The sequence below is a fragment of the Denitratisoma sp. genome, assembly GCA_032027165.1.
Taxonomy (GTDB): Bacteria; Pseudomonadota; Gammaproteobacteria; order Burkholderiales; family Rhodocyclaceae; genus Desulfobacillus.
In genome coordinates, this window is sequence record JAVSMO010000001.1 from 2,644,121 (window position 1) to 2,667,788 (window position 23,668).

The 23,668-nt window shown below is 69.4% G+C and carries 22 protein-coding genes and 1 tRNA gene; 12 read left to right on the top strand and 11 right to left on the bottom strand.

Features of this window, described 5'->3' with window-relative positions; translation table 11 throughout:
- Window position 1: 1 nt before the first annotated feature.
- Together ROZ00_12870 and ROZ00_12875 are read right to left on the bottom strand one after the other, a co-directional pair.
- Window positions 2-541 carry a MauE/DoxX family redox-associated membrane protein gene (locus tag ROZ00_12870; GenBank protein ID MDT3737112.1) on the bottom strand — a complete coding sequence of 180 codons (540 nt, stop codon included), beginning with the start codon at window positions 539-541 and terminating at the stop codon, window positions 2-4.
- A 1-nt stretch (window position 542) separates the two neighbouring features.
- Window positions 543-1,691 (bottom strand): amine dehydrogenase large subunit, encoded by a 1,149-nt coding sequence (locus ROZ00_12875; protein ID MDT3737113.1) that lies wholly within the window; start codon window positions 1,689-1,691, stop codon window positions 543-545.
- 224 nt (window positions 1,692-1,915) lie between these two features.
- Here ROZ00_12875 and ROZ00_12880 point away from each other — a divergent pair, with 224 nt between their 5' ends.
- Entirely contained in the window at window positions 1,916-2,929 is a 1,014-nt protein-coding gene (locus ROZ00_12880; protein MDT3737114.1) for a helix-turn-helix domain-containing protein, read from the top strand.
- A 7-nt stretch (window positions 2,930-2,936) separates the two neighbouring features.
- On the opposite strand, the gene ROZ00_12885 is transcribed toward ROZ00_12880, so the two are convergent.
- From ROZ00_12885 to ROZ00_12895, 3 genes are read right to left on the bottom strand one after another with little or no spacing between them, the layout of a single operon-like run.
- A complete protein-coding gene (locus ROZ00_12885; protein MDT3737115.1) occupies window positions 2,937-3,587 on the bottom strand; it encodes an HAD-IA family hydrolase in 651 nt (216 codons plus the stop codon).
- 4 nt (window positions 3,588-3,591) lie between these two features.
- Window positions 3,592-4,845 (bottom strand): Tm-1-like ATP-binding domain-containing protein, encoded by a 1,254-nt coding sequence (locus ROZ00_12890; protein MDT3737116.1) that lies wholly within the window; start codon window positions 4,843-4,845, stop codon window positions 3,592-3,594.
- The gene (locus tag ROZ00_12895; GenBank protein MDT3737117.1) at window positions 4,842-6,206 is read right to left on the bottom strand and encodes an aminotransferase class III-fold pyridoxal phosphate-dependent enzyme; all 1,365 of its coding nucleotides are present in this window, start codon (window positions 6,204-6,206) and stop codon (window positions 4,842-4,844) included. Before ROZ00_12895 ends, ROZ00_12890 begins: the two co-directional genes overlap by 4 nt.
- A gap of 185 nt (window positions 6,207-6,391) precedes the next feature.
- Between ROZ00_12895 and ROZ00_12900 the strand changes: the two genes are divergently transcribed.
- From ROZ00_12900 to ROZ00_12910, 3 genes are read left to right on the top strand one after another with little or no spacing between them, the layout of a single operon-like run.
- The gene (locus ROZ00_12900) at window positions 6,392-7,834 is read left to right on the top strand and encodes an NAD-dependent succinate-semialdehyde dehydrogenase (protein MDT3737118.1); all 1,443 of its coding nucleotides are present in this window, start codon (window positions 6,392-6,394) and stop codon (window positions 7,832-7,834) included.
- A 28-nt stretch (window positions 7,835-7,862) separates the two neighbouring features.
- Window positions 7,863-9,224: an APC family permease gene (locus ROZ00_12905; protein MDT3737119.1), complete on the top strand. Its 1,362-nt coding sequence runs from the start codon at window positions 7,863-7,865 to the stop codon at window positions 9,222-9,224.
- A 7-nt stretch (window positions 9,225-9,231) separates the two neighbouring features.
- Window positions 9,232-9,717 carry a MarR family transcriptional regulator gene (locus ROZ00_12910; GenBank protein MDT3737120.1) on the top strand — a complete coding sequence of 162 codons (486 nt, stop codon included), beginning with the start codon at window positions 9,232-9,234 and terminating at the stop codon, window positions 9,715-9,717.
- A gap of 6 nt (window positions 9,718-9,723) precedes the next feature.
- Here ROZ00_12910 and ROZ00_12915 read toward each other — a convergent pair whose 3' ends face one another.
- Window positions 9,724-10,176 carry an Lrp/AsnC family transcriptional regulator gene (locus tag ROZ00_12915; protein MDT3737121.1) on the bottom strand — a complete coding sequence of 151 codons (453 nt, stop codon included), beginning with the start codon at window positions 10,174-10,176 and terminating at the stop codon, window positions 9,724-9,726.
- Between the two features lie 146 nt (window positions 10,177-10,322).
- Between ROZ00_12915 and ald the strand changes: the two genes are divergently transcribed.
- Window positions 10,323-11,441 carry an alanine dehydrogenase gene (gene ald, locus ROZ00_12920; protein MDT3737122.1) on the top strand — a complete coding sequence of 373 codons (1,119 nt, stop codon included), beginning with the start codon at window positions 10,323-10,325 and terminating at the stop codon, window positions 11,439-11,441.
- Between the two features lie 3 nt (window positions 11,442-11,444).
- Here the strand turns inward: ald and ROZ00_12925 are convergent, their stop codons facing one another.
- Window positions 11,445-12,311: a YicC/YloC family endoribonuclease gene (locus ROZ00_12925; protein MDT3737123.1), complete on the bottom strand. Its 867-nt coding sequence runs from the start codon at window positions 12,309-12,311 to the stop codon at window positions 11,445-11,447.
- 118 nt (window positions 12,312-12,429) lie between these two features.
- Between ROZ00_12925 and ROZ00_12930 the strand changes: the two genes are divergently transcribed.
- Genes ROZ00_12930 through hemW form a run of 5 tightly spaced genes read left to right on the top strand, consistent with a single transcriptional unit; the run spans window position 12,430 to window position 16,838 of the window.
- A complete protein-coding gene (locus ROZ00_12930) occupies window positions 12,430-13,374 on the top strand; it encodes a serine/threonine-protein kinase (GenBank protein ID MDT3737124.1) in 945 nt (314 codons plus the stop codon).
- On the top strand, window positions 13,371-14,291 hold the full coding sequence (locus tag ROZ00_12935; GenBank protein ID MDT3737125.1) for a protein phosphatase 2C domain-containing protein: 921 nt from the start codon (window positions 13,371-13,373) through the stop codon (window positions 14,289-14,291). Before ROZ00_12930 ends, ROZ00_12935 begins: the two co-directional genes overlap by 4 nt.
- A gap of 11 nt (window positions 14,292-14,302) precedes the next feature.
- A complete protein-coding gene (gene rph / locus ROZ00_12940; GenBank protein MDT3737126.1) occupies window positions 14,303-15,022 on the top strand; it encodes a ribonuclease PH in 720 nt (239 codons plus the stop codon).
- A gap of 5 nt (window positions 15,023-15,027) precedes the next feature.
- A complete protein-coding gene (gene rdgB / locus ROZ00_12945) occupies window positions 15,028-15,633 on the top strand; it encodes an RdgB/HAM1 family non-canonical purine NTP pyrophosphatase (protein MDT3737127.1) in 606 nt (201 codons plus the stop codon).
- Between the two features lie 23 nt (window positions 15,634-15,656).
- Window positions 15,657-16,838 carry a radical SAM family heme chaperone HemW gene (hemW, locus tag ROZ00_12950; GenBank protein MDT3737128.1) on the top strand — a complete coding sequence of 394 codons (1,182 nt, stop codon included), beginning with the start codon at window positions 15,657-15,659 and terminating at the stop codon, window positions 16,836-16,838.
- Here the strand turns inward: hemW and ROZ00_12955 are convergent.
- A complete protein-coding gene (locus ROZ00_12955; GenBank protein MDT3737129.1) occupies window positions 16,835-18,127 on the bottom strand; it encodes an HD domain-containing phosphohydrolase in 1,293 nt (430 codons plus the stop codon). The two genes, hemW and ROZ00_12955, sit on opposite strands and share 4 nt — an antisense overlap.
- Window positions 18,124-18,798, bottom strand: a complete 675-nt coding sequence (gene trmB, locus ROZ00_12960) for a tRNA (guanosine(46)-N7)-methyltransferase TrmB (GenBank protein ID MDT3737130.1) — start codon at window positions 18,796-18,798, stop codon at window positions 18,124-18,126. The genes ROZ00_12955 and trmB overlap by 4 nt, the downstream gene beginning before the upstream one ends.
- A gap of 149 nt (window positions 18,799-18,947) precedes the next feature.
- Here trmB and ROZ00_12965 point away from each other — a divergent pair, with 149 nt between their 5' ends.
- The gene (locus ROZ00_12965) at window positions 18,948-22,412 is read left to right on the top strand and encodes an EAL domain-containing protein (protein MDT3737131.1); all 3,465 of its coding nucleotides are present in this window, start codon (window positions 18,948-18,950) and stop codon (window positions 22,410-22,412) included.
- Here ROZ00_12965 and ROZ00_12970 read toward each other — a convergent pair whose 3' ends face one another.
- Complete coding sequence (locus ROZ00_12970) at window positions 22,413-23,204, bottom strand: thiazole synthase (protein MDT3737132.1); 792 nt, start codon at window positions 23,202-23,204, stop codon at window positions 22,413-22,415.
- A gap of 7 nt (window positions 23,205-23,211) precedes the next feature.
- A complete protein-coding gene (thiS, locus tag ROZ00_12975) occupies window positions 23,212-23,412 on the bottom strand; it encodes a sulfur carrier protein ThiS (protein MDT3737133.1) in 201 nt (66 codons plus the stop codon).
- Window positions 23,413-23,445: 33 nt separating this feature from the next.
- On the opposite strand from thiS, the gene ROZ00_12980 reads away from it, so the two are divergent.
- A tRNA-Gly gene (locus ROZ00_12980) sits at window positions 23,446-23,519 on the top strand.
- The last annotated feature ends 149 nt before the right edge of the window (window positions 23,520-23,668 follow it).

Consider the following 23,668-nt stretch of genomic DNA (forward strand, 5'->3'; position numbering starts at 1 on the left):
TTCAACCCCTCAGTTTCATCAGGCGCGGCCGGTTCGCCATCAGCTGGTTGGCCGCCGCGTACAGCCCATACAGCGCCAGCGTGCCCGCCACCAGCGTGAGGCCGTCCAGCCAGACCAGGTCGCGCGGCGCCTCGGCGGCGAGCGACAGCACTGCCGCCAGGCCGAGCAGGCCGTTGCGCAGCACCAGCCCCCAGGAAAGATGCTGCCCGCCCTCGGGACCGCCGCAACCGCAGTCGATGGCATGGCGCCCGCGCAGCAGGTTGATCGCCACCGCCAGCGTCACCGCCGCCAGCACGGCCAGCGCGAGCGCGGCGCCCGCGGTTCGCGTCGCCAGCGGCAGGAGCAGCAGGCCGGCGACGGCCTCCGCCGCGAGCAAGGCCCAGGCGGCCGGCATCGCCCACGACGCCGGCAGCAGGCGGTACTGCTCGACGGCCATGACGAAGCCGTCCATGTCGCGCAGCTTCTGCCAGGCGCCGCCGAGGAACACGATCGCGAGCAGCGCGGCGAACATGTGCGGCAGGGTCGGATCCAGCGCATCCATCTCAGTGCAGCTCCATCAGCGTGGCGGCCTCGCCGATCTGTTCCATGCGCTTGAGGAAGCGCGGCTTGTCGCCGGCGTCGTAGACCGCCAGCCCCATGTTCATGCCGTCGATGGCGAAGAGCTTCGGCTGATCCGTCTGGCTGACGGCGATGGCGATGGCGTTGTGGCCGGGCAGCCGGGCCACGCGCTTCTTCTTCTCGAGGTCGAAGACCCAGATCTCCTTCGCCGGATTCTTGTGGCTGCCCTCCACGCCGCCGGCATGCACGCCGACGAAGAGCCGCCCCGTCTTGCGATGCAGGGCGAGCAGCTGATAGCCGCCCGGACGCCAGCCCTTGCGCGCCTCCGCGCCGCTCGCCAGCGGCCACGGCGCCTCCACCTTCGGCTCGTCGCCGGACAGGTCGGCGGCGTACACCTTGCCCTTGTAGGAAACGAAGTAGTGCCGGTCGCCGATGTTGTCGGTGTGCACGAATACCGGGTCCTCGTCGGGATGGAAGAAGCGCGCGCTGCGCGTGCGCGACTTCGCGCTGCCGTTGTCGTTGAGGACGATGCTCTGCAAGGTGCCGTCGCCGCACAGGGTGGCGAAGCGGCTGCCGTCGGTCTGCGACGGAATCACGATCCAGCAGCCCGGCGTGGGGATTTCCGCGGCGAACTTGCGCGCCTTGAGATCCACCACCGTCACCGAGGAGGCGGGCGTGGCGTTCTGCACGAACAGCCAGCGCCCGTCGGACGAAGGGCGGTTCAGGCCCTTGTAGGGCAAGGCCTGGGCGTGCCGCGCCGGAATGGCAATCTCGCCCTTGTGCTCCAGCGTCTGGGCATCGTGGATATCCACGACATCGGTGCGTTCGCCGCGCGACAGGCGCGAATAGTAGGTGGTGGCGACGTAGACTTCCCTGCGATCGAGCGAGAGCGTGGCGTTGCCGGCATAGCCGGTCGCAATCATGCCGAGGTATTTCAATCCGTCGCCGTCGATGACGTGCAGCCGTCCATCGATGATGTGATTGATGGCGATGTCGGAAATGTAGAGGCGATGCGGCGTCGGCTCCGGCAGCTTGGCAACCGTGAGCGTCTCGTACCTGGGCTCGGCCATGGCGACGGTCGCCATGCAGGCGGTGGACGCAAAAGCGACGACGACGCGGGTTAAACGCGACAAGATGGCTCCTCCTTGTTGCGCCGCAATATTTGTTTTCGATGAGTCTGCGGCATGCAATGGGAGCGGATTCTAGGCAGGGTTCCGCTGGGGCCGTTAGCCCAAATCGGCAAGCCGGACAAAAATGTTGGTTATTCAGCATTTAGTTGCCGTCAGCCCCTTGCAAACGGATCGGCATTCCGCTTTACTGCGCCATCGCCATCGCCCAATGCCCTTCAGGGAAAGGTATGGAAACCGCCCTCACCGACTCGCTAGGCGCATTCGACGAGAATGCCCTCTATTCGCTGGTTCGTCGCGAGACGCGCGACGCCGACGAGCAGGCGGCCTGCCTGCGCGACTGGGACCAGGTCTACGAGCAGCTCTCGCCCGGGCAGTTCGAGGGCCGCTTCATGGAAATCTGGTTCCGCGGCATCCAGCTCTTCCGCGAAGTCACCAACCAGTCGGTGCACGAGGAAGGCCTGATGCGCGCCGGCGAGCGCGTCCTCGGCGTGCCGGTGGCGATGCAAGGCCAGGGCTATTTCTGCGGCCGGCCGATTGCGCCCGACGCCATCATGACCATGCGCGGCGGCGACGAACTGGACTTCCGCGCGCCCGAACACTTCGACATCGTCGCCGTCTCCGTTCCGGTGGATGTGCTGACGCGCTACGCGAGGGAAATCGAACACCGCGACATCGAACAGGAACTGCAGGATGTCGCGGTGCTCCAGTCGACGAAGGCGGCCGTCGACGAATTCCGCGGCTTCCTGCTCACCGCGCTCGAGTCCGTCTCGCGCACGCCGGCGATGCTGCAATACCCGGCGATGCAGAAGGGGCTGGAGCACGCCCTGCTCTCCAGCGTGGTGAAGGCCGTCGGCCACACCGACGATGCCCGTTCGACCGCCTCGCCGACGGCGCGGCACGCCATCGTCTCGCGCGCGCAGGATTACATGCGCGAGCACGTCGAGGAACCGCTCACCGTGGAAGACCTGTGCCGCGTGCTGGGCGTGAGCCGGCGCACGCTGCAGTACAGCTTCCAGGAAGTCCTGCAGCTCAACCCGGTGAGCTACCTGCGCGCCATGCGCCTGAACGGCGTGCGCCGCATGCTCAAGTCGGCCGACCCGCAGCGCCACTCCGTTCAGGACATCGCGGCGCGCTGGGGTTTCTGGCACCTCTCCCACTTCGCCAACGACTACCGTCGCATGTTCGGCGAACTGCCCTCGGAAACCTTGCGCAGCTCCGCGCACCCGGCGCGGCTGGTTTAAAAGTCAGTCACGGCGATACGCCGAGCAGCTCCAGCGCCCGGCGGAAGGATTCGGCCGGGCGGGCGATATCGAACCGCACCGCGCACATCCCCGCCTCGATCGCCCCCTCGACGTTGCGCCGCTGGTCGTCGACGAAGACGCAGGCGGCGGCCGGCAGGCCGAGCGCCTCCAGGCACAGCGCGTAGGCGCGCGGGTCGGGCTTGAGGATGCCGGTGTAGGTGGCGTCCACGATGCAGTCGGCGTGGCGCAGCACGGCCACCCGGCTGCGCAGTTCGCGGCCGTAGAAGAGGTCCAGCTCGTTGGAGAGAATGGCGATGCGGCAGCCGGCGGCCTTCGCCGCCTCGATGGCGGCGACCGCCTCGGGGCGGATCACGGCGTCGGGGTCGGCGCCGCGCGCGCGCACGACGAAGGTCTCCATGCGATCCCAGTCCTCGCCCAGCAGGGCGCCCACTTCGCGCGTGCGCACCAGCCAGTAGTCCCGCTCGGTGAGATGGCCCGCCTCCATGTCGCGCCAGAGCGGGTCGCTCTGCGCGTCGAAGGGGCCGCGCCATTTCAGCGTGCCGGGCGCGAGGCCCAGCGCCGCCTCGGTGATGGCATGCGTCTCGAACAGCGTGCGCGTGACGACGCCGCCGAAGTCGAGCACCAGGGCCTGCGTCATGCCGTCAGCGCGGCACGGGCGCCGGGGCGATGCGGCCGGCGGCCGCCCAGCGGTCGAAGACGGCCAGGGCGGCATCGGCAAACGCCGCATCGTTGATGTGGGCGTCGACCTCGACGCATTCGGCCGGCGCCCACGCTTCGCCGCGCAGGGCGTCGACGAAGGCGCGCAGCCCGTCGGCGTCGTGCAGCGGCTGGCCTTCGCGGTCCCACTCCTCGATGCCGCGCAGCGGCAGCAGCAGGCAGCTGGGCGCCTGCGCCGCGCGCAGGCGGCGGGCGATCTCGCCGGCGATCTCGCGGCGCTCCGCCGCATCGCACATGCCGGAGGCGATCAGGCGGTTATGCGCATGGCTGGGCCGGCCGGCGAAGCGCGCCGGCGGCGGCGCCCAGGCCGGAAAGTCCACCATGTCGGTGGCGCCGGGCGCGACGATCTGCGGCACGCCGGCGCGCCCCGCCCCGGTCAGGCGCGAGGCGCCCGCCGTGACGCAGGAACCGCCGAGGTGGTTGGCCAGCTCCTGCAGGCTGAAATCGAAGACGGCGGCGAAGCGCCCCCGCTCCGCCAGGTCCTCGAAGGCGCGGCCGCCCATGCCGGTGGTGTGGAACACCGCCACCTCGTAGCCGCGCGCCTCCAGCGCCGGCTTGAGGCGCTTCATGTAGGACAGCACGCTCGAGCCGAGGGAGGTGATGCCGACCAGCGGACGCGCCAGGGACGGCGGCTGCGCCAGGCGGCAGGCGCCGAGCACGGCGCCGGCGGCCTGGGCGAGCGAGGAGCGGCACAGGTCGTTGAGGCCGTACAGGCCGCCCGCCCACAGCAGCATGACCAGGTCGGCGGGGATGCGCTCCGGCGGCAGCAGGTGCGAGTAGGCGATGGTCGACACCACCACCTTCGGCACGCCGACCGGCAGCGCCGCGGCGGCGTCGAGCGCCAGGTCGGTGCCCATGGTGCCGCCCATCGCCAGCAGCCCGTCGATGCGGCCCTCGGCATGCAGGGTTGCGGTCAGGCGCGCGGCGCCCTGCGCCATGCGCGACATGGCGGCGTTCTCGTCGCCGAGGGCGGCGAGCTGCGCGAGCGTGGCGCCGGCCGCGGCGGCCACCTCGGCATTCGCGATGTCCGGCGCGAAGGGCGCGTGGCCGAGGATGCCGACGTCCATGACGAGCGCCTCGCCGCCGCCCGCCTCGATGCGGCCGCGCATGAACAGCAGTTCGTCCGACTTGGTGTCGGCGGTGCCGACCAGCAGGATTCTCGGCACGTCCGTCGTCATGCCGCCGCCTCCGCCTCGGCGAAGGCGGCGTCGAGCGCGTCGACCAGGATGTCGATCTCCTCGCGCGTGATGACGAGCGGCGGCGAAAGGATGATGTTGGGGCCCGACACCCGCACCATGGCGCCGCGCCGGTAGGCGGCGCGGGCCACCTTCAGCGGCAGCTCGTTGCCGCGCGGCAGGGTCTTGCGGCTCGCCTTCGACTCGACCATCTCGATGGCCGCCATCAGGCCGACGCCGCGCACGTCGCCGACATGGGCGTGGCGGACGAACTCGCGCAGGCGCGCCTGGAAATGCGCGCCGACGCGCGCCGCGTTGCCGGGCAGGTCGAGCTCCTCCACCAAAGTCAGGCTCGCCAGGGCGGCGGCGGCGGCCACCGGGTGGGCGCTGTAGGTGTAGCCGTGGGTGATGGCGCCGATGCCGGCCGGCGCCTCGAGGAAGGCGTCGGCGATGCGCCGGCCGACGGCGGTGGCGCCGAGCGGCACGTAGCCGCCGGAGATGCCCTTGGCCAGGCACCAGATGTCGGCGTTGACGCCCCACAGGCGCGTGCCGAACAGCGCGCCGGTGCGGCCGAAGCCGGTCACCACCTCGTCGGCGATGAGCAGCACGCCGTGGCGGTCGCACACCTCCCGCACCGCCGGCCAGTAGTTCTCCGGCGGCACGATGACGCCGCCGGCGCCCTGCACCGGCTCGGCGATGAAGGCGGCGACGGTGTCCGGCCCCTGGAAGACGATCTCGCGCTCGAGCAGCTCGGCGCAGATGCGGCCCAGCTCGGCGGGATCGTCGGTGTACGGATTGCGGTAGAGCCACGGCGTGTCGACGTGGAAGCAGCCGGGCAGCAGCGGCTCGTAGGCGCGGCGGAAATTGGTGTTGCCGTTCACCGACATGCCGCCGAAGTGCACGCCGTGGTAGCCCTGGCGCAGCGAGATGAACTTCGTGCGGTCGGCCTGGCCGCGCACCTTCCAGTACTGGCGGGCGATCTTCAGCGCCGCCTCGACGGCGTCGGAGCCGCCGCTGCCGAACATCACGGCGCCGACCTCTTCCGGCGCCATCATGCGCACCAGCGCCTCGGACAGCTCGATGGCGCGCGGATGCGTGGTGCCGCGGAAGGTGTTGTAGTAGGGCAGCTCGTCGAGCTGGGCGACGATGGCGTCGCGCACGCGGCGGTTGCTGTGGCCGAAGTTGGCGCTCCACAGGCCGCCGACGCCGTCGATCATGCGATGGCCGTCGATGTCCCAGACCCAGACGCCCTCGCCGCGCGCAATGATGTCGGGCGGCGCGTCGAGCATGGCCTTCGGGTGCGCCATCGGATGCCAGAGGTGGCGCGCGTTGGCGCGCTTGAGCTGTTCGGTGCTGTAGGTCATGGACGTCCCGGCCAAACAATACGCGTGGGGCGGCCAGCTTACATTGGTTGTCCGTGCAACCAATATCCCAAATCGGCAAACCGAGGAAAATTTCAAAAGCTCGTTGCGGTGCTGGGCAAAACCGTTGCATTTGCAACTTTCCGGTGTTACAACACCACGCCGCATCCCTGCAACGAGACGACATCGTGAACGATTATCCCGCCCCCGCCCTGTACATCGACGGCCGCTGGCTCGACGCCGGCAGCGCCGGCAGCCGGCCCGTCGTCAATCCCGCCGATGAATCGGTGCTCGGCCTGCTGCCGCTGGCCGGCGACGCGGAGCTCGACCTCGCCGTCGCCGCCGCGCGCCGCGGCTTCGAGGCCTGGAAGAAGGTGCCGGCCCACGCGCGCTGGGAAACCATCGCGCGCGCCACGCGCCTGCTGCGCGAGCGCGCCGACGCCATCGCCCGCGTCATGACCCTCGAGCAGGGCAAGCCGCTCGCCGAGAGCCGGCGCGAGGTGCTGCTCAGCGCCGACATCATCGATTTCCTCGCCGAGGAGGGCAAGCGCGCCTACGGCCGGCTGGTGCCGCCGCGCTCGGACACCGTCCTCGCCCAGGCCGTCACGCGCGTGCCGGTCGGCCCGGCGGCACTGTTCACGCCGTGGAACTTCCCGATAAACCTGCCGGCGCGCAAGGTCGGCGCCGCGCTCGCCGCCGGCTGCAGCGCCATCCTCAAGCCGGCGGAAGAGACGCCGGGCAGCGCCATCGAACTGGTGCGCGCCTTCCACGATGCGGGGCTGCCGCCCGGCGTGCTCAACCTGGTCTGCGGCGATCCGGCGCAGGTCTCGGCGCACCTGATCGCCAGCGAAAGCATTCGCAAGGTGTCGTTCACCGGTTCGATCCCGGTCGGCAAGCATCTGGGCGAGCTGTGCGCCCGCGGCGTCAAGCGCTATACGGCGGAGCTCGGCGGGCACGCGCCGGTGCTAGTGCTGGGCGATGCCGATGCAGACCGTGTCGCTCTGCAGTCGGTAGCGGCCAAGTACCGCAACGCCGGCCAGGTGTGCGCCTCGCCGACGCGCTTTCTCGTACACCAGTCGCTGTTCAAGGCTTTCGTCGATGCCTTCGTGGCCGGCGCGCGCCGGCTGCGCGTCGGCAGCGGCCTGGAAAGCGAAACCGGGATGGGGCCGCTGATCCATGCCCGGCGCATCGGCGCCATGGAGGCGCTGGTGGAAGACGCGCTGGCCTGCGGCGCCACCCTGGCTTGCGGCGGCAGGCGGCTGAACGTCCCCGGCCACTTCTTCGAGCCGACCGTGCTCGTCGATGTTTCAGACACCGCCCGCATCATGCGCGAGGAGCCGTTCGGGCCGATCGCCGTCATCAATGCCTGGGACGATCTCGAAGCGGCGATCGCGCAGGCCAATGCCCTGCCCTACGGCCTCTCGGCCTACCTGTTCACGCGCGACCTGGCATTGGCCCACACGGTCTCCGCAAGACTGGAGGCGGGCATGGTCGGCGTCAACCACTATGGCGTCTCGCAGCCGGAAACGCCGTTCGGCGGCGTCAAGGAAAGCGGCTACGGTTCGGAGAGCGGCCAGGAGGGGCTGGCGGCGTATCTCGACACCAAGCTGACCAGTTTCGCCATTCCATAAATACATACAAGGACAAAAGGAGGAGGACATGGAAAAGGGGAAGGCCCTGCCGCTGCCGGCGCTGGTCGCCACCGCGGTCGGCGTGGTCGTCGTGCAGAGCACGATGATCACCATGCTCAACGGCGCCGGCATCGGACAATACAATTTTCTCGTCGCCATCGGCGTCTCGGCGCTGCTCGCGCTGACCTACGTGCTGTCCTTCGCCGAGCTGGCGCTGATGCTGCCGCGCTCCGGCTCGGTCAGCGCGTATACCCAGGCGGCGCTGGGGCCGGGGCTGGCCATCGTCGCCACGCTGTCGGGCTACGTCGCCGTCGCCCTGCTCGGCATCCCGGCCGAGCTGATCCTGGTCGACACCCTGCTCGCGCAGGTGGCGCCCGGGCTGGTCGCGGCGCTGCCCTACCCGAGCCTGGTCCTGCTGCTGCTGTTCTGCTTGCTCAACCTGCGCGGCATCGACCTTTTCGCGCGCATCCAGAGTGCGCTCGTCGCCATCATGTTCGGCGGCCTGTTCCTCATCGGCCTCGCCGGTCTGTCCGGCGGCGGCGCGGCGGCGGCCGCCGCGCCGGCCGCCTTCGACGCCTCGCTGGCGCTGTCGCTGGTGGCGCTGGCCTTCTGGGGCCTGGTCGGGCTGGAGTTCGTCTGCCCGATGATCGCGGATGCGCGCAACCCCACCCGCAACCTGCCGCGCGCCATGCTGGTCGGCCTGGTCCTCATCGTCGCGGTGTACTGCGTGTTCTGCCTCGCCGGCATCGCCATGCTGCCGGCCGACAAGCTGACGGCGGCGACCCCGCACGTCGACCTCGCCCTCTCCATCTTCGGCCCGGCGGCGAAGACCGCCTTCGCCGTGCTGGCCATCCTCGGCAGCGCGACCCTGCTCAACACCGTGCTGGCCAGCGTCTCGCGCATGATCCAGGGCATGGCGCAGAGCGGCCAGCTGCCGGCCTGGCTCGAGCGCGAGAACGCGCGCGGGGCGCCGGCCTGGGCGCTCGCCGTGTTCACCGCCGCCATCGCCGCCGTGCGTGCGCCGCTCGGCATGGACGCCTCGGCGATCCTCACCCTGACGGTGGCCGCCGCCGGCTGCTGGCTGGTCGCCTACATCATCGTGCACCTCGACCACATCGTGCTGCGCCTGCGCCTGCCGCAGCGGGCGCGGCCGTTCCGCTCGCCGTTCTTCCCGCTGCCGCAGGCATTGGGCATCCTCGGCATGGGCTATGTCTTCCTCAACATCGCGCCCGCGCCCGAGCTGGCGGAGCCGATCTACCGCAACGTGGCGATCATGCTCGGCGCGACCCTCGCCTACAGCCTGGCGTGGACCCTGCTCGTCCGGCGGCGCAATCCGTTCCGGCCCGACCTGGCCGGCGCGCTGAACGAGAACGACGCACAGGAGCGCTGAGACGCCGATGCCCGCACCCAGGAAGAAGCCGGCCAGGCTGTCGCTGCAGGAGTTCGTGCCGTACAAGCTGGCGGTGGTGGCCAACCGCCTGAGCCAGTCGATCGGCTCGCTGTTCGAGCAGCGCTACGGCATCCAGATCCCGGAGTGGCGCATCCTCATGGCGCTGCACAGCTGCGGGCCGCTGTCGCCCAACGAGCTGGTCGAGCACACCAGCATGGACAAGGCGCGCGTCAGCCGCGCCCAGCGCCGACTGGCGGACCTCGACCTCGTCGCCGTGCGCGACGATCCGCGCGACGGGCGGCGGCTGGTGCTGTTCCTGACGCGCAAGGGCACCGGCATGTGCGAGGCGATCATCCCCGCGGCGCGGGAAACCGAGGCCTGGTTCCTGTCCGCGCTGGCCGAACGCGAGCGCAAGGTCCTCGACAAGGCGCTGTCCCGCCTCCTGGCGCGCAGCCGGGAATTGCGCCAGCCGGACGAGGACACCGGCGGCTGAGCCGGCTCAGACGTCCAGCGCCGTGCGCTTGCAGACGGCGCGCAGGGCGAAGCTGGAGCGGATGCGGGCGACGCCGGGCAGGCGGGTCAGGTGCTGCTTGTGGATGCGCTCGTAATCCTGCGTGTCCGCCGCCACGACGCGGATCAGGTAGTCGGCATCGCCCGACATCAGGTAGCACTCCATCACGTCCGGACAGGCGCGCACGGCCCGCTCGAAGGCCTTCAGCGCCTCCTCGCTCTGGCTCTTCAGCGTCACCTCGACGAAGATGCTGGTCGGCCGCCCGACCGCCTCCTGGCTCACCAGCGCGACGTAGCCGGCGATCACGCCGGCGGCTTCCAGCCGCTGCACCCGGCGCAGGCAGGCCGAAGGCGACAGGCTGATGCGCTGCGCCAGCTCGGCGTTGGTCATGCGCCCGTCGGCCTGGAGCAGGGCGAGCGTCTTACGATCTGTCTTGTCCAAGTCTATCTGCCGCATGAATCATCCTTTTTTTCGTCAGGCACGCAATATTATTGCATGGCGGCGCGCCTGCGCCGGCCGGATTGCAAGCCCATTGCGCGCGCTCCGCGTCATTATCGTCCACGGTCTTTCAACCACGGGAGGAAGCGATGCGGATCGGCGTACCGAAGGAAATCAAGAACCATGAATACCGCGTCGGCATGACGCCGGCGGCCGTGCGCGAGGCGGTGGCCCATGGCCATGCCGTCCTGGTGCAGGCCGCGGCCGGGGCCGGCGCGGAATACGACGACGCGCAGTATCTGGCGGCGGGGGCGGAGATCGTCGGGACGGCGGAGGAAGTCTTCGCGCGCGCCGACATGATCGTCAAGGTCAAGGAGCCGCAGCCGGCGGAGTGCGCGATGCTGCGCGAGGAACAGGTGCTGTTCACCTACCTGCATCTGGCGCCCGATCCGCAGCAGGCCCGGCTGCTGCGCCAGTCCGGCTGCACGGCGTTCGCCTATGAGACCGTCACCGGCGCGGACGGCGGCCTGCCGCTGCTGGCCCCCATGAGCGAGGTCGCCGGCCGCATGTCGGTCCAGGTCGGCGCGGTCTGCCTGCAGAAGGCCTCCGGGGGGCGCGGAATGCTGCTCGGCGGCGTGCCGGGCGTACCGCCGGCGCGCGTCGCCATCCTCGGCGGCGGCACGGCCGGCGCCCAGGCGGCGCGCATCGCAATCGGCATGGGCGCCGAGGTCGCGGTGCTCGACACGTCGCTGCCGCGCCTGCGCCGGCTCGACGACGTGTTCGGCGCGCGGCTGCGCACGCTGTATGCGACCCGCCAGGCCGTGGAGGATGCGGTCATAGCAGCCGACATCGTCGTCGGCGCGGTGCTGGTGCCGGGCGCGGCCGCACCCAAGCTGGTCCGGCGCGAGCACCTCGCCGGCATGCGGCCGGGCGCGGTGCTGGTGGACGTCTCGATCGACCAGGGGGGATGCTTCGAGACCTCCCGGCCGACCACCCACGAAGCGCCCACCTACGCCGTCGGCGACATCGTGCACTACTGCGTCGCCAACATGCCGGGCGCCGTGCCGCACACCTCCACTGCCGCCCTCAACCACGCCACGCTGCCCTACGTTCTGGCGCTGGCCGACAAGGGCTGGCGACGGGCCTGTGCAGACGACCCCCATCTGTGCAACGGCCTCAACGTGCAGGCCGGGGAGGTCACTTGCGGGGCGGTGGCCGAAGCGCTGGGCGTGGCGCACCGGCCGGTGCGGGAGGCGCTGGCGGCCTGACGGCTATTCGATGTTCTGCACCTGCTCGCGCATCTGCTCGATGAGCAGCTTCATGTCGACGGCGATGGCGGTGATCTCCGTCGACACCGACTTCGAGGCCAGGGTGTTGGCCTCGCGGTTGAGCTCCTGCATGAGGAAGTCGAGCCGCTTGCCGATGGCGCCGCCCTTGCCGACGACGCGCGCCACCTCGTCGAGGTGGGCGACCAGGCGGTTCAACTCCTCCGCCACGTCGACGCGGGTGGCGAACAGGCCCATTTCCTGGCGGATGCGCTCCTCGTCCAGGCTGGCGGCCGCCTCGCGCAGGCGCGTGGCCATGCGTTCCTGGTAGTCGGCCAGCGCCTGCGGCAGCAGGGGCGCGGCCTGCGCCACCAGCGCGCGCATGCGCTCGACGCGCTCGAGGATCATCGCCCCCAGCTTCCCGCCCTCGCGGGCGCGGGTGGCGATCAGTTCGTCGAGGGCGGCCTTCGCCAGCGCGGCGCATTCGGCCTGCAGGGTGTCGGGGGCGAGCTGGTCGTCGCCGAGCATGCCCGGCCAGCGCAGCACCTCGTTCACGCTGAGGGGGGCGGCATCGGGCAGCCGGTCGCGCACGCCCGACTGCAGGTCGGCCAGCTGCAGCAGCAGGGCACGGTTGAGGCTCGCCTCGCGCGGCGCCGCCGTCGAAGCCAGCAGGTTGAGCCGGCAATCGACCTTGCCGCGGTTGAGGCGGGCGGCAATCGTCTCGCGCAGCGCCGGCTCGACGATGCGCACCTCCTCGGCGATGCGGAAATTCATGTCGAGGTAGCGCGAATTGACCGTGCGCAGCTCGAGATGGAGAATGCCGCGCCCGATGTCGCGCATCTGCACGGCATATCCCGTCATGCTGTAGATCATGGCTGTGTTCTCGATCCGCGGCTTTACAGCGCGGCGATAAAAAAAGACAATGGGTTCCCAATCTTAACCTGAACTGCCGCCGGGCGCGCGATCGCCCGGCCGACCGCCTCGCCCGCCGATGCCACCGCAAGCCAACGTTCCGCTGCCGACGGGCTATCAGCTCGATGAGTACCGCATAGAACGCCAGCTGTCGCTGGGCGGCTTCTCCATCGTCTATCTGGCCTTCGACAAGGAGGACACGCCGGTCGCCATCAAGGAATACCTGCCCAACTCGCTGGCCCTGCGCTCCACGGGCGACGCCCTGCCCTCGATCGCCGAGGAAAACGTCGCCACCTTCCGCTACGGCATGAAGTGCTTCTTCGAGGAAGGCCGCGCGCTGGCCAAGATTTCCCACCCCAATGTGGTGCGCGTGCTCAACTTCTTCCGCGCCAACGAAACCGTCTACATGGTGATGCACTACGAGCGCGGCCGCACCCTGCAGGAGCACATCCAGAAGCACAAGGGCGAGATCCGCGAGAGCTTCATCCGCACCGTCTTCGCGCGCCTGCTCAACGGCCTGCGCGAGGTGCACACGCACAAGCTGCTGCACCTGGACATCAAGCCCTCGAACATCTACCTGCGCAACGACGGGCAGCCGGTGCTGATCGATTTCGGCGCCGCGCGCCAGACGCTGTCGACCGACACGCCGCTGCTCAAGCCGATGTACACGCCCGGCTTCGCCGCGCCCGAGCAGTACAACAGCATCCGGCGCGAACTGCTCGGGCCGTGGACCGACATCTACTCGATCGGCGCCAGCATGTACGCCTGCATGGCGGCGGCGGCGCCGCAGGCGGCCGACCAGCGCATCGAGCGCGACCAGCTGGTGCCGGCCGTCAGGCGCTGGCCGGACAAGTATTCCCGGCAGCTGCTGGAAACCGTCGACTGGTGCATGCACCTGAATTACCTGGAGCGGCCGCAGAGCGTGTTCGCCCTGCAGAAGGCTCTTGCCGACAAGGATCGCATCGTGCCGAGGCAGACCCTGCTCGGCCACCTGCGCAAGAAGGTCAAGGCGCTGATCAAATGAAATTCACGATCTACCAGGAAAGCCGGCCGGGCAAACGCCCGACCAACGAGGACCGCATCGCCTACTGCTATTCGCGCGATGCGCTGCTGATGGTCGTCGCCGACGGCATGGGCGGCCACCTGCACGGCGAGGTGGCGGCGCAGATCGCCGTGCAGTACATCACCGAATCCTTCCAGCGCGAGGCCAAGCCGGACCTGAAGGACCCGTTCCTGTTCCTGTCCGGCGCGATCAACAACGCCCACCACGCCATCCTCGACTACGCCGCCGACCGCTTCCTGCCGGATGCGCCGCGCACCACCTGCGTCGCCTGCATCGTGCAGGACTCGATCGCCTACTGGGCGCACGCCGGCGACTCGCGCCTGTACGCCCTCCGCGGCGGCCGCATCCTCGCCCAGACGCGCGACCACTCGCGCGTCGCGCGCATGGTCGAGGACGGCCTCATCAGCGCCGAGGACGCCACCCGCCATCCGGCGCGCAACCGCATCTTCAGCTGCCTCGGCGGCACCAGCGCGCCGCAGATCGACTTCTCCAAGAAGACGCCGCTGATGACCGGCGACGTGATCCTGCTGTGCAGCGACGGCGTCTGGGGCCCGCTGCCCGCCGACGTGATCCCGCGCGCCATGGGCACCGGCAACGTCCTGCAGGCCTCGCCGGCCCTGCTCAACCAGGCCGAGGCGCGCGGCGGCGAGAACGCCGACAACCTGTCGATCATCGCCATCCGCTGGGAGGACAGCTACGCCGAGGACACCCTCGGCAGCGTGTCGACCAAGACCATGCCGATCGACTCCTTCACGACGCAGATGGAAGCGTTCGCCAAGGCGCGCAAGGGCGCCCAGCCGCTGCCCAACCTGTCGGACGAGGACATCGAGCGCGCCATCCAGGAAATCAACGCGGCCATCAAGAAATTCTCGAAATGACGACTTCACAAATGAACAGACCGAGCGGCCGCAATCCGGACGAACTGCGCCGCGTGACGATCACGCGCCACTACACGCGCCACGCCGAGGGTTCGGTGCTGGTCGAGTTCGGCGACACGAAGGTGCTGTGCACCGCCAGCGTCGAGCAGGGCGTGCCGGGCTTCCTGCGCGGCCTCGGCCAGGGCTGGCTCACCGCCGAATACGGCATGCTGCCGCGCTCGACGCACACGCGCAGCGCGCGCGAGGCGGCCAAGGGCAAGCAGAGCGGGCGCACGCTGGAGATCCAGCGCCTGATCGGCCGCGCCCTGCGCGCCGTCACCGACCTCGAGGCGCTCGGCGAGCGCACCGTGCAGATCGACTGCGACGTGCTGCAGGCCGACGGCGGCACGCGCACCGCCTCCATCACCGGCGCCTGCGTCGCCGCCCACGACGCCTTCTCGAAGCTTGTCGCCGAGGGCGCCATCGCGCGCCATCCGCTGCGCGAGCTGGTCGCCGCCGTCTCCGTCGGCATCTACGACGGCGTGCCGGTGCTCGACCTCGACTACCCGGAAGACTCCGCCTGCGACACCGACATGAACGTGGTGATGACCGCCTCCGGCGGCATGATCGAACTGCAAGGCACGGCGGAAGGCGCACCGTTCAGCCGCGCCGAGCTGGACACCCTGCTCGGCCTGGCCGAGCGCGGCATCGAGCGACTCGTCGCGGCGCAGAAGGCCGTCCTCGGTATCTAGCCCAGATGTTCGACAAGCTCGTCCTCGCCTCCAACAACCCCGGCAAGCTGCGCGAGTTCGCCGCGCTGTTCGCACCCTTCGACATCGAGGTGCTGCCGCAGTCGGCCTTCGCCATTCCTGAGGCGGAGGAGCCGCACTGCACCTTCCTCGAGAACGCCCTGGCCAAGGCGCGCCATGCCGCGAAGCTCTCCGGCCTGCCGGCGCTCGCCGACGACTCGGGCCTGTGCGTGCCCTCGCTCGGCGGCGAGCCGGGCGTGCACTCCGCCTACTACGCCGGCAAGGAAGGCGACCGCGACACGCGCGACGCGCGCAACAACGCCAGGCTGCTGACCGAGCTGGCCAAACGCAGCGACCGCCGCGCCCACTACGTCTGCGTGCTGGTGCTGCTGCGCCACGCCGAGGACCCGCAGCCGGTGATCGCCGAGGGCGAGTGGCACGGCGAGATCCTGACGGCGCCGCGCGGCTCGGGCGGCTTCGGCTACGACCCGCTATTCCTGGTGCCCTCGGCGAACCGTTCCTCGGCGGAACTGACGGCGGAAGCGAAGAACGGCATCAGCCACCGCGCCCTCGCCTTCGCCAGGCTCGCCGAGCGCCTGCGCACGGGACTCTGATTCCTTCCGTGACGCGCCGCGTCATCCCGATCGCTTCCGAAGGCGGCGGCGCGCCGGCCGGACCGGCGAGCCTGCCGCCGCTCTCGCTCTACGTACACTTCCCCTGGTGCGTGCAGAAGTGCCCCTACTGCGACTTCAACTCGCACGAGGCGCGCGAGGGCATTCCGGAAGCGCGCTACCTCGAAGCCCTCGTCGCCGACCTGGAGCAGTCGCTGCCGCTGGTCTGGGGCCGGCCGGTCGTCAGCGTCTTCATCGGCGGCGGCACGCCAAGCCTGCTCTCGCCGGAATCGGTCGACGCCCTGCTCGGCGCCGTGCGCGCCAGACTGACTTTATTGCCGGACGCCGAAATCACGCTGGAAGCCAATCCCGGCACGGTCGAGGCGGCGCGCTTCGCCGGCTACCGCGCCGCGGGCGTGAACCGCCTCTCCGTCGGCGTGCAGAGCTTCAGCCCGCGCCACCTCGCCGCGCTCGGCCGCATCCACGACGCCGATGAGGCGCGCCGCGCCGTCGCGCTGGCGCTGGCGCACTTCGACAACGTCAACCTCGACCTGATGTACGCCCTGCCCGGCCAGACGCTGGCGGAAGCGCGTACCGACATCGAGACGGCCGCGGCCTTCGGCACGCCGCACCTCTCCGCCTACCACCTGACGCTGGAGCCGAACACCGCCTTCCACCGCGCGCCGCCGCCGCTGCCCGACGCCGACCTCGCTTCGCAGATGCAGGATGCCGTCGAGGAGACGCTCGCCGCGCGCGGCTATGGCCACTACGAGACCTCCGCCTTCGCACGCAAGGGGTCCGAGTGCCGCCACAACCTCAACTACTGGCTGTTCGGCGACTACCTCGGCATCGGCGCCGGCGCGCACGGCAAGATTTCCTCGCACGAAGGCATCGTGCGCCAGATGAAGCACAAGCATCCGCTGGCCTACCTCGACGGCACGGCGCGCGGCGACGCGGTGCAGGAGCAGCACGCCGTCGGCGCGGACGACCTGCCCTTCGAATTCATGATGAATGCCCTGCGCCTGACGGAAGGCTTTCCGCCGCGGCTGTTCGCCGATCGGACGGGACTGACTTTGGATTCGATCCGCCCGCAACTGGACGAGGCGGTCTCGCGGGGATTGTTGGCATCGACGCCGGAGCGCATCGCGCCGACCGATCGGGGCCGGCGCTTCCTCAACGACCTGCTGCAGGTTTTCCTGCGGGACTAGCCCTGCAGCAGCGCCCCGGTGCGCTTGGTCCAGTTGTCGACGAGGGCGCGGCCGGCGGCATCGGCCGAGAGTTCGGCGCCGCGGCGGCCGACTTCGTTCATGATGTCGCTCACCTGCCAGCGCGATTCGCGCACCATCAGCTGCATCTCGGCCAGGGCCACGGCGTCGTCCTCGATGCCGACGGTCAGCGCCGCCAGCTCGTCGGGATGGAAGCCGGTTTCCAGCAGGGTGCGCTCGAGGCCGGTGATGCGCTGATTCACGAAATCGACCAGCGGCGCCTCGGCCACCTCGGGCGTGTCCACCATGCACGCCTGGTAGCCGCCGTGCCAGTTGCGGAAGATTTCGGCCAGCTGGTCGAGCTGGGCCACCACCACCTCGGCCGAGACCTCGCCCATGCTGTCCAACCCCGCCGGCTCGCCGCCGTGCAGCTGGCCGACCAGGTGGTCGATCAGCTCGCGGTTGAACTTGCGCCGGTTCATCTTCAGCATCACCGACAGGCGCGAGGCACCGTGCGTGCGCCAGCTCTTCTCGAACAGCGTGGTGACCGCCTCGGCCAGCATGAGGATCTGGCCGATGGGGCCAATCTCCTCGCCCTTCAGGCCGCGCGGATAGCCGCTGCCGTCGAGGCGCTCGTGGTGTTCGAACACCGCCGTACTGATTTCCGGATGGTATTGCGGATACTCCTGCAGGATCAGGTAGGCCGTCATCGGGTGGGCGTAGACGTGGCGCATCTCGGCGGCGTCGAGGCGCCGGCCGGGGCGCAACAGCTCGGGGTCGATGTGCAGTTCGCCGATGTCGTGCAGCATGCCGGCTGCGGCAACGGTGGCGAGATCGCGGTCGGGCAGCCGGTTCTTGATGGCGAGGAACAGCGCGATCAGCGTCATCTGCAGGCTGTGCTCGTAGACCTCCGGACGCTTCTCGCGCGCCACCGTCAGCTTGAAGGCCAGCGCCGGCGCCAGCGGCATGGCGTAGAAGGCGTTGAGCAGGCGCTCGACACCGGGCAGGGCCGAGCGCAGCAGCTGGAAGCGCGGCTCGGTGTCGAGGATCTCGCGGGCGCGGTCGCGCAGGCTCGCCTGGGTGACGCCGCCGGCGACGCTCAGGCACTGGTCGATCGCCGGCTGCAGCTTGTGCTGCAGCAGCTTCTCGCGCAGGGCGGAATTGACGCGCGTGCCGCGCTCGACCAGCTTGATGCCGTTGCGCGTGAACACCGCCTGGCTGGCGACGACCTCGTGCGTGTCGCCCAGGGCGGTGACGCTGCTGATGTAGTGCTCGTCGTAATGTTCGTTCATTTCTTCTTGAATACGATGTCCCAGACGCCGTGCCCGAGCTTCAGACCGCGCGTCTCGAATTTGGTTTGCGACCGGTAGTCGGGGCGGGGTGCGTAGCCGTCCGCCGTGTTCTCCAGTTGCGGCTCGGCCGACAGGACCGCCAGCATCTGCTCGGCATACTCCTGCCAGTCGGTCGCCAGATGCAGGTAGCCGCCCGGCTTGAGCCGGCTCGCCAGCAGGGCGACAAAGTCAGTCTGCACGAGACGGCGCTTGTGGTGGCGTTTTTTCGGCCAGGGGTCCGGAAAAAAGATGTGGGCGCCGTCGAGCGAGCCCGGCGCGATCATATCCCGCAGCACTTCCACGGCATCGTGCTGGATCAGGCGCAGGTTCGACAAGCCGCGCTCGTCAATCAGCTTGAGCAGGCTGCCCACGCCGGGCGTGTGCACCTCGATGCCCAGATAGTCGGTTTTTGGGTGCGCCGCCGCAATCGAGGCGGTCGTCTCGCCCATGCCGAAGCCGATTTCGAGGATCTTCGGCGCTGTCCGCCCGAATGCGTCGTTCAGGTCAATCCGTTGATTTGAATACGCTATTCCAAACCGGGGGAGCAATTCGTGGTGCGCGCGCGCCTGGGCGTTGGAAACGCGCCCCTGCCTCAGCACGTAGCTGCGGACGGGTCGACGGGTATCGGACATGGGATGGCGCTGGATGGGGGTTCGCCCGGAGAAGCTTGAAGCCTCAAGTCTGGGATTTTTTTTCCGTTAAATCAGGGACGAAGTTTAGCGGTGCCTCCTGAAAAGGACAAGAACGCCGCCAGCACACATGCCAAAGGATGCATCGCCACATGTTCATGACGCCCCAGTTCGCCGCCCGCATCGCGCTCTCCAGCGCCGTGCTGGTATTCGTCCTGGCGGCGTCCATTATGGCGGGCTGGCTGCTCGACCATGAGGAACTGAAGCGCAGCTTCCTGGGCGGCGTGGCGACTTTGCCGGACACGGCGCTCGGCCTGATGCTGGGCGCCATCGCAGTCGCCGCATTGGCCCTCCCCGGCGCGGGGGCGCGGCGCGTTGCGCTCGCCGCGGCAGCGGGTCTGTTCCTGGTCGGCGCCGCACAAAGCGCCGAAATTGCGGCGGCATTCGCGCTGGGCAGCCCCGCCTTTCACTTCAACCTGCTGCCGGAGCCCCCCTATCAGCTGCCGCCTTCGCCGCAGACGGCGCTCAACCTGCTGCTGGCCGGGGCGGCCCTGCTGCTGGCGGCCCTCCGCTGGGGCCGCGCCTGGCATGTCGCCGAATGGGCCGCCTTCCTGATTTTCCTGACGGGACTGGTCGGCATGCAGGCCTATGCCTTCGGGGCAAAGGAAATCCTCCTCATGCGCGGCTTCGCCGCGACCCCGGCCGCCGCGATGATCGCCTTCCTGGCGCTGGGCGCGGCCATGCTGCTGGCGACCTACGACGAAAACAGCCCGATCGCCTCGAATCATGCCGGCAGCATCATGCTGCGCCGCCTGCTGCCCGCCGCCTTCGTCGTCACCACCCTCGGCGCCTGGCTGTTCGTCCTCGGGGTCGATAGGCAATGGTTCGGCATCGCCGAGGGCGGCGCGCTCTTCGCCGGCTCCGGCTTCGCCATCCTGTTCTTGCTCATGCTGGAGGCGGCGTCCGGCATCAATCGCCTGGAAGCGGACAAGGACGAAATCGGCCAGAGCTACCAGTCCATCGTGGACACCGCGCCGGGCGGCGTCATCGTGGCGGACAGCGCCGGCAACATCATGATGGCCAACCGCCGCGCGGAGCAGATCTTCGGCTACGGCGAAAACGAAATGGCCGGCCTCGCCGTGGAGGCACTGGTGCCGGACAGCCTGCGCGGCAGCCACACGGCGCTGCGCACCGGCTACCATGGCAAGCCGGCGCAGCGCCGCATGGGCCTCAGCCACGCCTCGACGCTGCGCGCGCGCCGCAAGGACGGCAGCGAGTTCGACGCCAGCATCAGCCTCGGCCCGCGCCAGACCCGCAACGGACTGACGGTGACGGCCATCGTGCACGACGTCAGCGACATCGTGCAGCGGGAAACGGAGATCGGCCGGGTAAACCGCGCCTTGCGCCTGCTCTCGGCCGCCAACCAGGCCATGCGCGGCGCACAGAGCCAGGTCGAACTGCTCGAGACGCTCTGCCGCATCGTCATCGAGGTCGGCGGCTACCGCTTCGCCTTCATCGGCTTCGCCGACAACGACGCGCGCAAGAGCGTGCACCCGGTGGCCTGGAGCGGCTTCGAGGACGGCTACCTCGACGAGCTGGTCGTCACCTGGGACGACTCGCCCACCGGCCGCGGCACCGCCGGCACCGCCATCCGCAGCGGCCGCCATGTCGTCGTGCGCAGCATCGCCAACGATGACTCCCTCGCGCCGTGGCGCGACATCCTGCTGAAACGCGGCTATGCCTCGGTGGCCGCGTTCCCGCTGCGCATCGAGGGCGCCGTGCAGGCCGTCCTCGTCATCTATGCGGCAACCGAGGACGCCTTCGGTGTCGAGGAATGCGCCCTGCTCGATGACCTCGCCGCCGACATCGGCTACGGCATCGGCGCCCTGCGTGCCGCCGAACACAGCCAGCAGGCCGAGACGGCCCTGCGCCGGAGCGAGGCGACGCTGGCCCGCGCGCAGGAAATCGCCCACGTCGGCAGCTGGGAATGGGATCTCGAGACGGACGCCGTGCGCTGGTCGCAGGAGGCCTGCCACCTGTTCGGCTTCGAGGCCGACGAAGTGGCGCCGAGCCTCGGCCTGGTCCTCGAGCACACCCATCCCGACGATCGCGCCGAGCTGAAGCGCTGCCTGCAGGCAGCCCGCGGCGGCGGGGTCAGTTCGGTGATGTGCGATCACCGCATCCTGTGGGAAGACGGCACGATGCGCTGGTTGCACATGCAGGCCGAGGTGGAGTTCCACGACGAGGGCCCCTACCGCGTCGTCGGCGTCCTGCAGGACATCTCGGAGCGCAAGCGCTTCGAGGAAAAGCTGTCCCAGCTCGCCAGCCACGACGCCCTCACCGGCCTGCCCAACCGGCACCTGCTCAACGACCGCCTCGAGCAGGGTCTGGCCCACCACCGCTACACCAACCGCATCCTGGCCCTGGTGTTCGTCGACCTCGACCGATTCAAGATCATCAACGACACCCTCGGCCACGACGCCGGCGACCAGCTGCTGCAGGAAATCGCCCGGCGCCTCTCGGGCTGCCTGCGCGAGGGCGACACCGTGGCGCGCCAGGGCGGCGATGAGTTCGTCGTGCTGCTGACCGACCTGGCGAAGGCCGAGGACGCCGCCTTCGTCGCCCAGAAGATGCTCGACACGCTGGCGCCGCCCTGCCTGCTCGCCGGCCGCGAGGTGCTCCCCGCCGCCAGCCTCGGCATCGCGCTCTATCCGCGGGACGGCGAGAACATGCAGGAACTGATGATGAGCGCCGACAAGGCCATGTACGCCGCCAAGCAGGCCGGCCGCGGCCAGTATCGCTTCTTCGACCCGGAGATGAACCGCGCCGCCGCCGACTGGCTGGAAGTCGGCGCGGAGCTGCATTATGCGCTGGAGCGCAACGAGTTCGAGCTGCACTACCAGCCCAAGGTGGACCTGAAGAGCGGCGCCATCACCGGCGTGGAGGCCCTGCTGCGCTGGCGCAGCCCGCAGCTGGGCCTGGTGCCGCCCAACAAGTTCATCCCCATCCTCGAGGAAACCGGGCTGATCCTGGAAGTCGGCGAATGGGTCATCGCACGCGCCTGCCGCCAGGCGCGGCTGTGGCGGGAACAGGGATTGCCGCCGCTGCGCATCGCCGTCAACCTTTCGCCGCGCCAGTTCCAGCAGCGCAACCTCGCCGAACGCATCCGCAGCCTCATCGACCAGCCGGATTTCCAGCCCGACTACCTCGAGCTGGAAATCACCGAGAGCATGGTGACGCAGAACGTCGAGCGCGCCATCGCCATGCTGCAGGAACTGCGCCTGCTCGGCGTGCATCTGGCCATCGACGATTTCGGCACCGGCTATTCCTCGCTGGCGGTGCTCAAGCGATTCCCGGTCAACTGCCTGAAGATCGACCGTTCCTTCGTGCGCGACGTGCCCAACGATGCCGACGACGTCGCCATCACCCGCGCCGTGATCGCGCTGGCGCACAGCATGGGCCTGTCGGTGGTGGCGGAGGGCGTCGAGACGGAAGCGCAGCGGGCCTTCCTGGTGGACAGCGATTGCGACGAGATGCAGGGTTTCCTGTTCTCGAAACCTCTGCCGGCGGCGGAACTCGCCGCCCTGTTCAGGCAGAAGACCGCGCTGGCGGCCTGATCAGGCTTTGCCTATGAGGCCGCCGGTCGGCGAACTCGGCGTGGCGGAGTAGAGCTTCCTCGGCATGCGCCCGGCAAGGAACGCCTCGCGGCCGGCCTCGACCGCCTTCCTCATGGCGGAGGCCATCAGCACCGGATCCTGCGCACCGGCGATCGCCGTGTTCATCAGCACGCCGTCGCAGCCCAGCTCCATGGCGATGGCCGCATCGGAAGCGGTGCCGACGCCGGCGTCGACCAGCACCGGCACTTTCGCGTTGTCGATGATCAGGCGCAGGTTCCACGGATTGAGGATGCCCATCCCCGAGCCGATCAGCGAGGCGAGCGGCATCACCGCCACGCAGCCGATCTCCTCCAGGCGCTTGGCCTGGATCGGGTCGTCGGCGCAGTACACCATCACCTTGAAGCCGTCCTTCACCAGTGTCTCGGCCGCCTTGAGGGTCTGCGGCATGTCGGGAAACAGCGTCTGCGCGTCGCCGAGGACTTCAAGCTTCACCAGGTCGTGGCCATCGAGCAGCTCGCGCGCCAGGCGCAGCGTGCGCACGGCGTCCTCCGCCGTGTAGCAGCCGGCGGTGTTCGGCAGCAGGGTGTACTTCGACGGCGGCAGGTAGTCGAGCAGGCTCGGCTGGCCCGGCTCCTGGCCGATGTTGGTGCGGCGGATCGCCACCGTGACGATCTCGGCGCCCGAAGCCTCGATGGCCTCGCGCGTCTGCGCGAAATCCTTGTACTTGCCGGTGCCGACGAGCAGGCGCGAGTTGTACGCCTTGCCGGCGATGATGAGCTGGTCGTTCTGCATGATTCCCTTATCCGCCGCCGACGGCGATGACGATTTCGATGCGGTCGCCCTCGGCGAGCTGCGTGGCGGCGTGGGCGCTCTTCGGCACGATCTCGCCGTTGCGCTCGACCGCCAGGCGCTTGCCTTCCAGCCCCATCCCGCGCAGCAGTTCCGCCACCGAAAGCGCGGCCGCGACGCTGCGCCGCTCGCCGTTGACGCTGATTTCCATGGGGGAATTCTAACAGGTAGAATGGCGCCGTTCGCGGGTGTAGTTCAATGGCAGAACGGCAGCTTCCCAAGCTGCATACGAGGGTTCGATTCCCTTCACCCGCTCCAAGACACAAAAGCCAGCCCCGCGCTGGCTTTTGTGTCTTGTTGTGGGTGTCGGGTTGAGAGCCCTCCGGTTCGAAAACGAGCGCAGAGAGTTTCAGCGGAGGCTAACTTGCCGCCCGGCAAGTTAAGCGCCGCAGGCGCGGCCGTAGCCA

What these genes read in the sequence shown, in the direction of transcription:
- ROZ00_12870 (MDT3737112.1), bottom strand. Translation starts at nt 541, where the DNA reads ATGGATGCGCTGGATCCGACCCTGCCGCACATGTTCGCCGCGCTGCTC.
- ROZ00_12880 (MDT3737114.1), top strand. Translation starts at nt 1,916, where the DNA reads ATGGAAACCGCCCTCACCGACTCGCTAGGCGCATTCGACGAGAATGCC.
- ROZ00_12885 (MDT3737115.1), bottom strand. Translation starts at nt 3,587, where the DNA reads ATGACGCAGGCCCTGGTGCTCGACTTCGGCGGCGTCGTCACGCGCACG.
- ROZ00_12890 (MDT3737116.1), bottom strand. Translation starts at nt 4,845, where the DNA reads ATGACGACGGACGTGCCGAGAATCCTGCTGGTCGGCACCGCCGACACC.
- ROZ00_12895 (MDT3737117.1), bottom strand. Translation starts at nt 6,206, where the DNA reads ATGACCTACAGCACCGAACAGCTCAAGCGCGCCAACGCGCGCCACCTC.
- ROZ00_12905 (MDT3737119.1), top strand. Translation starts at nt 7,863, where the DNA reads ATGGAAAAGGGGAAGGCCCTGCCGCTGCCGGCGCTGGTCGCCACCGCG.
- ROZ00_12910 (MDT3737120.1), top strand. Translation starts at nt 9,232, where the DNA reads ATGCCCGCACCCAGGAAGAAGCCGGCCAGGCTGTCGCTGCAGGAGTTC.
- ald (MDT3737122.1), top strand. Translation starts at nt 10,323, where the DNA reads ATGCGGATCGGCGTACCGAAGGAAATCAAGAACCATGAATACCGCGTC.
- ROZ00_12925 (MDT3737123.1), bottom strand. Translation starts at nt 12,311, where the DNA reads ATGATCTACAGCATGACGGGATATGCCGTGCAGATGCGCGACATCGGG.
- ROZ00_12930 (MDT3737124.1), top strand. Translation starts at nt 12,430, where the DNA reads ATGCCACCGCAAGCCAACGTTCCGCTGCCGACGGGCTATCAGCTCGAT.
- ROZ00_12935 (MDT3737125.1), top strand. Translation starts at nt 13,371, where the DNA reads ATGAAATTCACGATCTACCAGGAAAGCCGGCCGGGCAAACGCCCGACC.
- rph (MDT3737126.1), top strand. Translation starts at nt 14,303, where the DNA reads ATGAACAGACCGAGCGGCCGCAATCCGGACGAACTGCGCCGCGTGACG.
- rdgB (MDT3737127.1), top strand. Translation starts at nt 15,028, where the DNA reads ATGTTCGACAAGCTCGTCCTCGCCTCCAACAACCCCGGCAAGCTGCGC.
- ROZ00_12955 (MDT3737129.1), bottom strand. Translation starts at nt 18,127, where the DNA reads ATGAACGAACATTACGACGAGCACTACATCAGCAGCGTCACCGCCCTG.
- trmB (MDT3737130.1), bottom strand. Translation starts at nt 18,798, where the DNA reads ATGTCCGATACCCGTCGACCCGTCCGCAGCTACGTGCTGAGGCAGGGG.
- ROZ00_12965 (MDT3737131.1), top strand. Translation starts at nt 18,948, where the DNA reads ATGTTCATGACGCCCCAGTTCGCCGCCCGCATCGCGCTCTCCAGCGCC.
- ROZ00_12970 (MDT3737132.1), bottom strand. Translation starts at nt 23,204, where the DNA reads ATGCAGAACGACCAGCTCATCATCGCCGGCAAGGCGTACAACTCGCGC.
- thiS (MDT3737133.1), bottom strand. Translation starts at nt 23,412, where the DNA reads ATGGAAATCAGCGTCAACGGCGAGCGGCGCAGCGTCGCGGCCGCGCTT.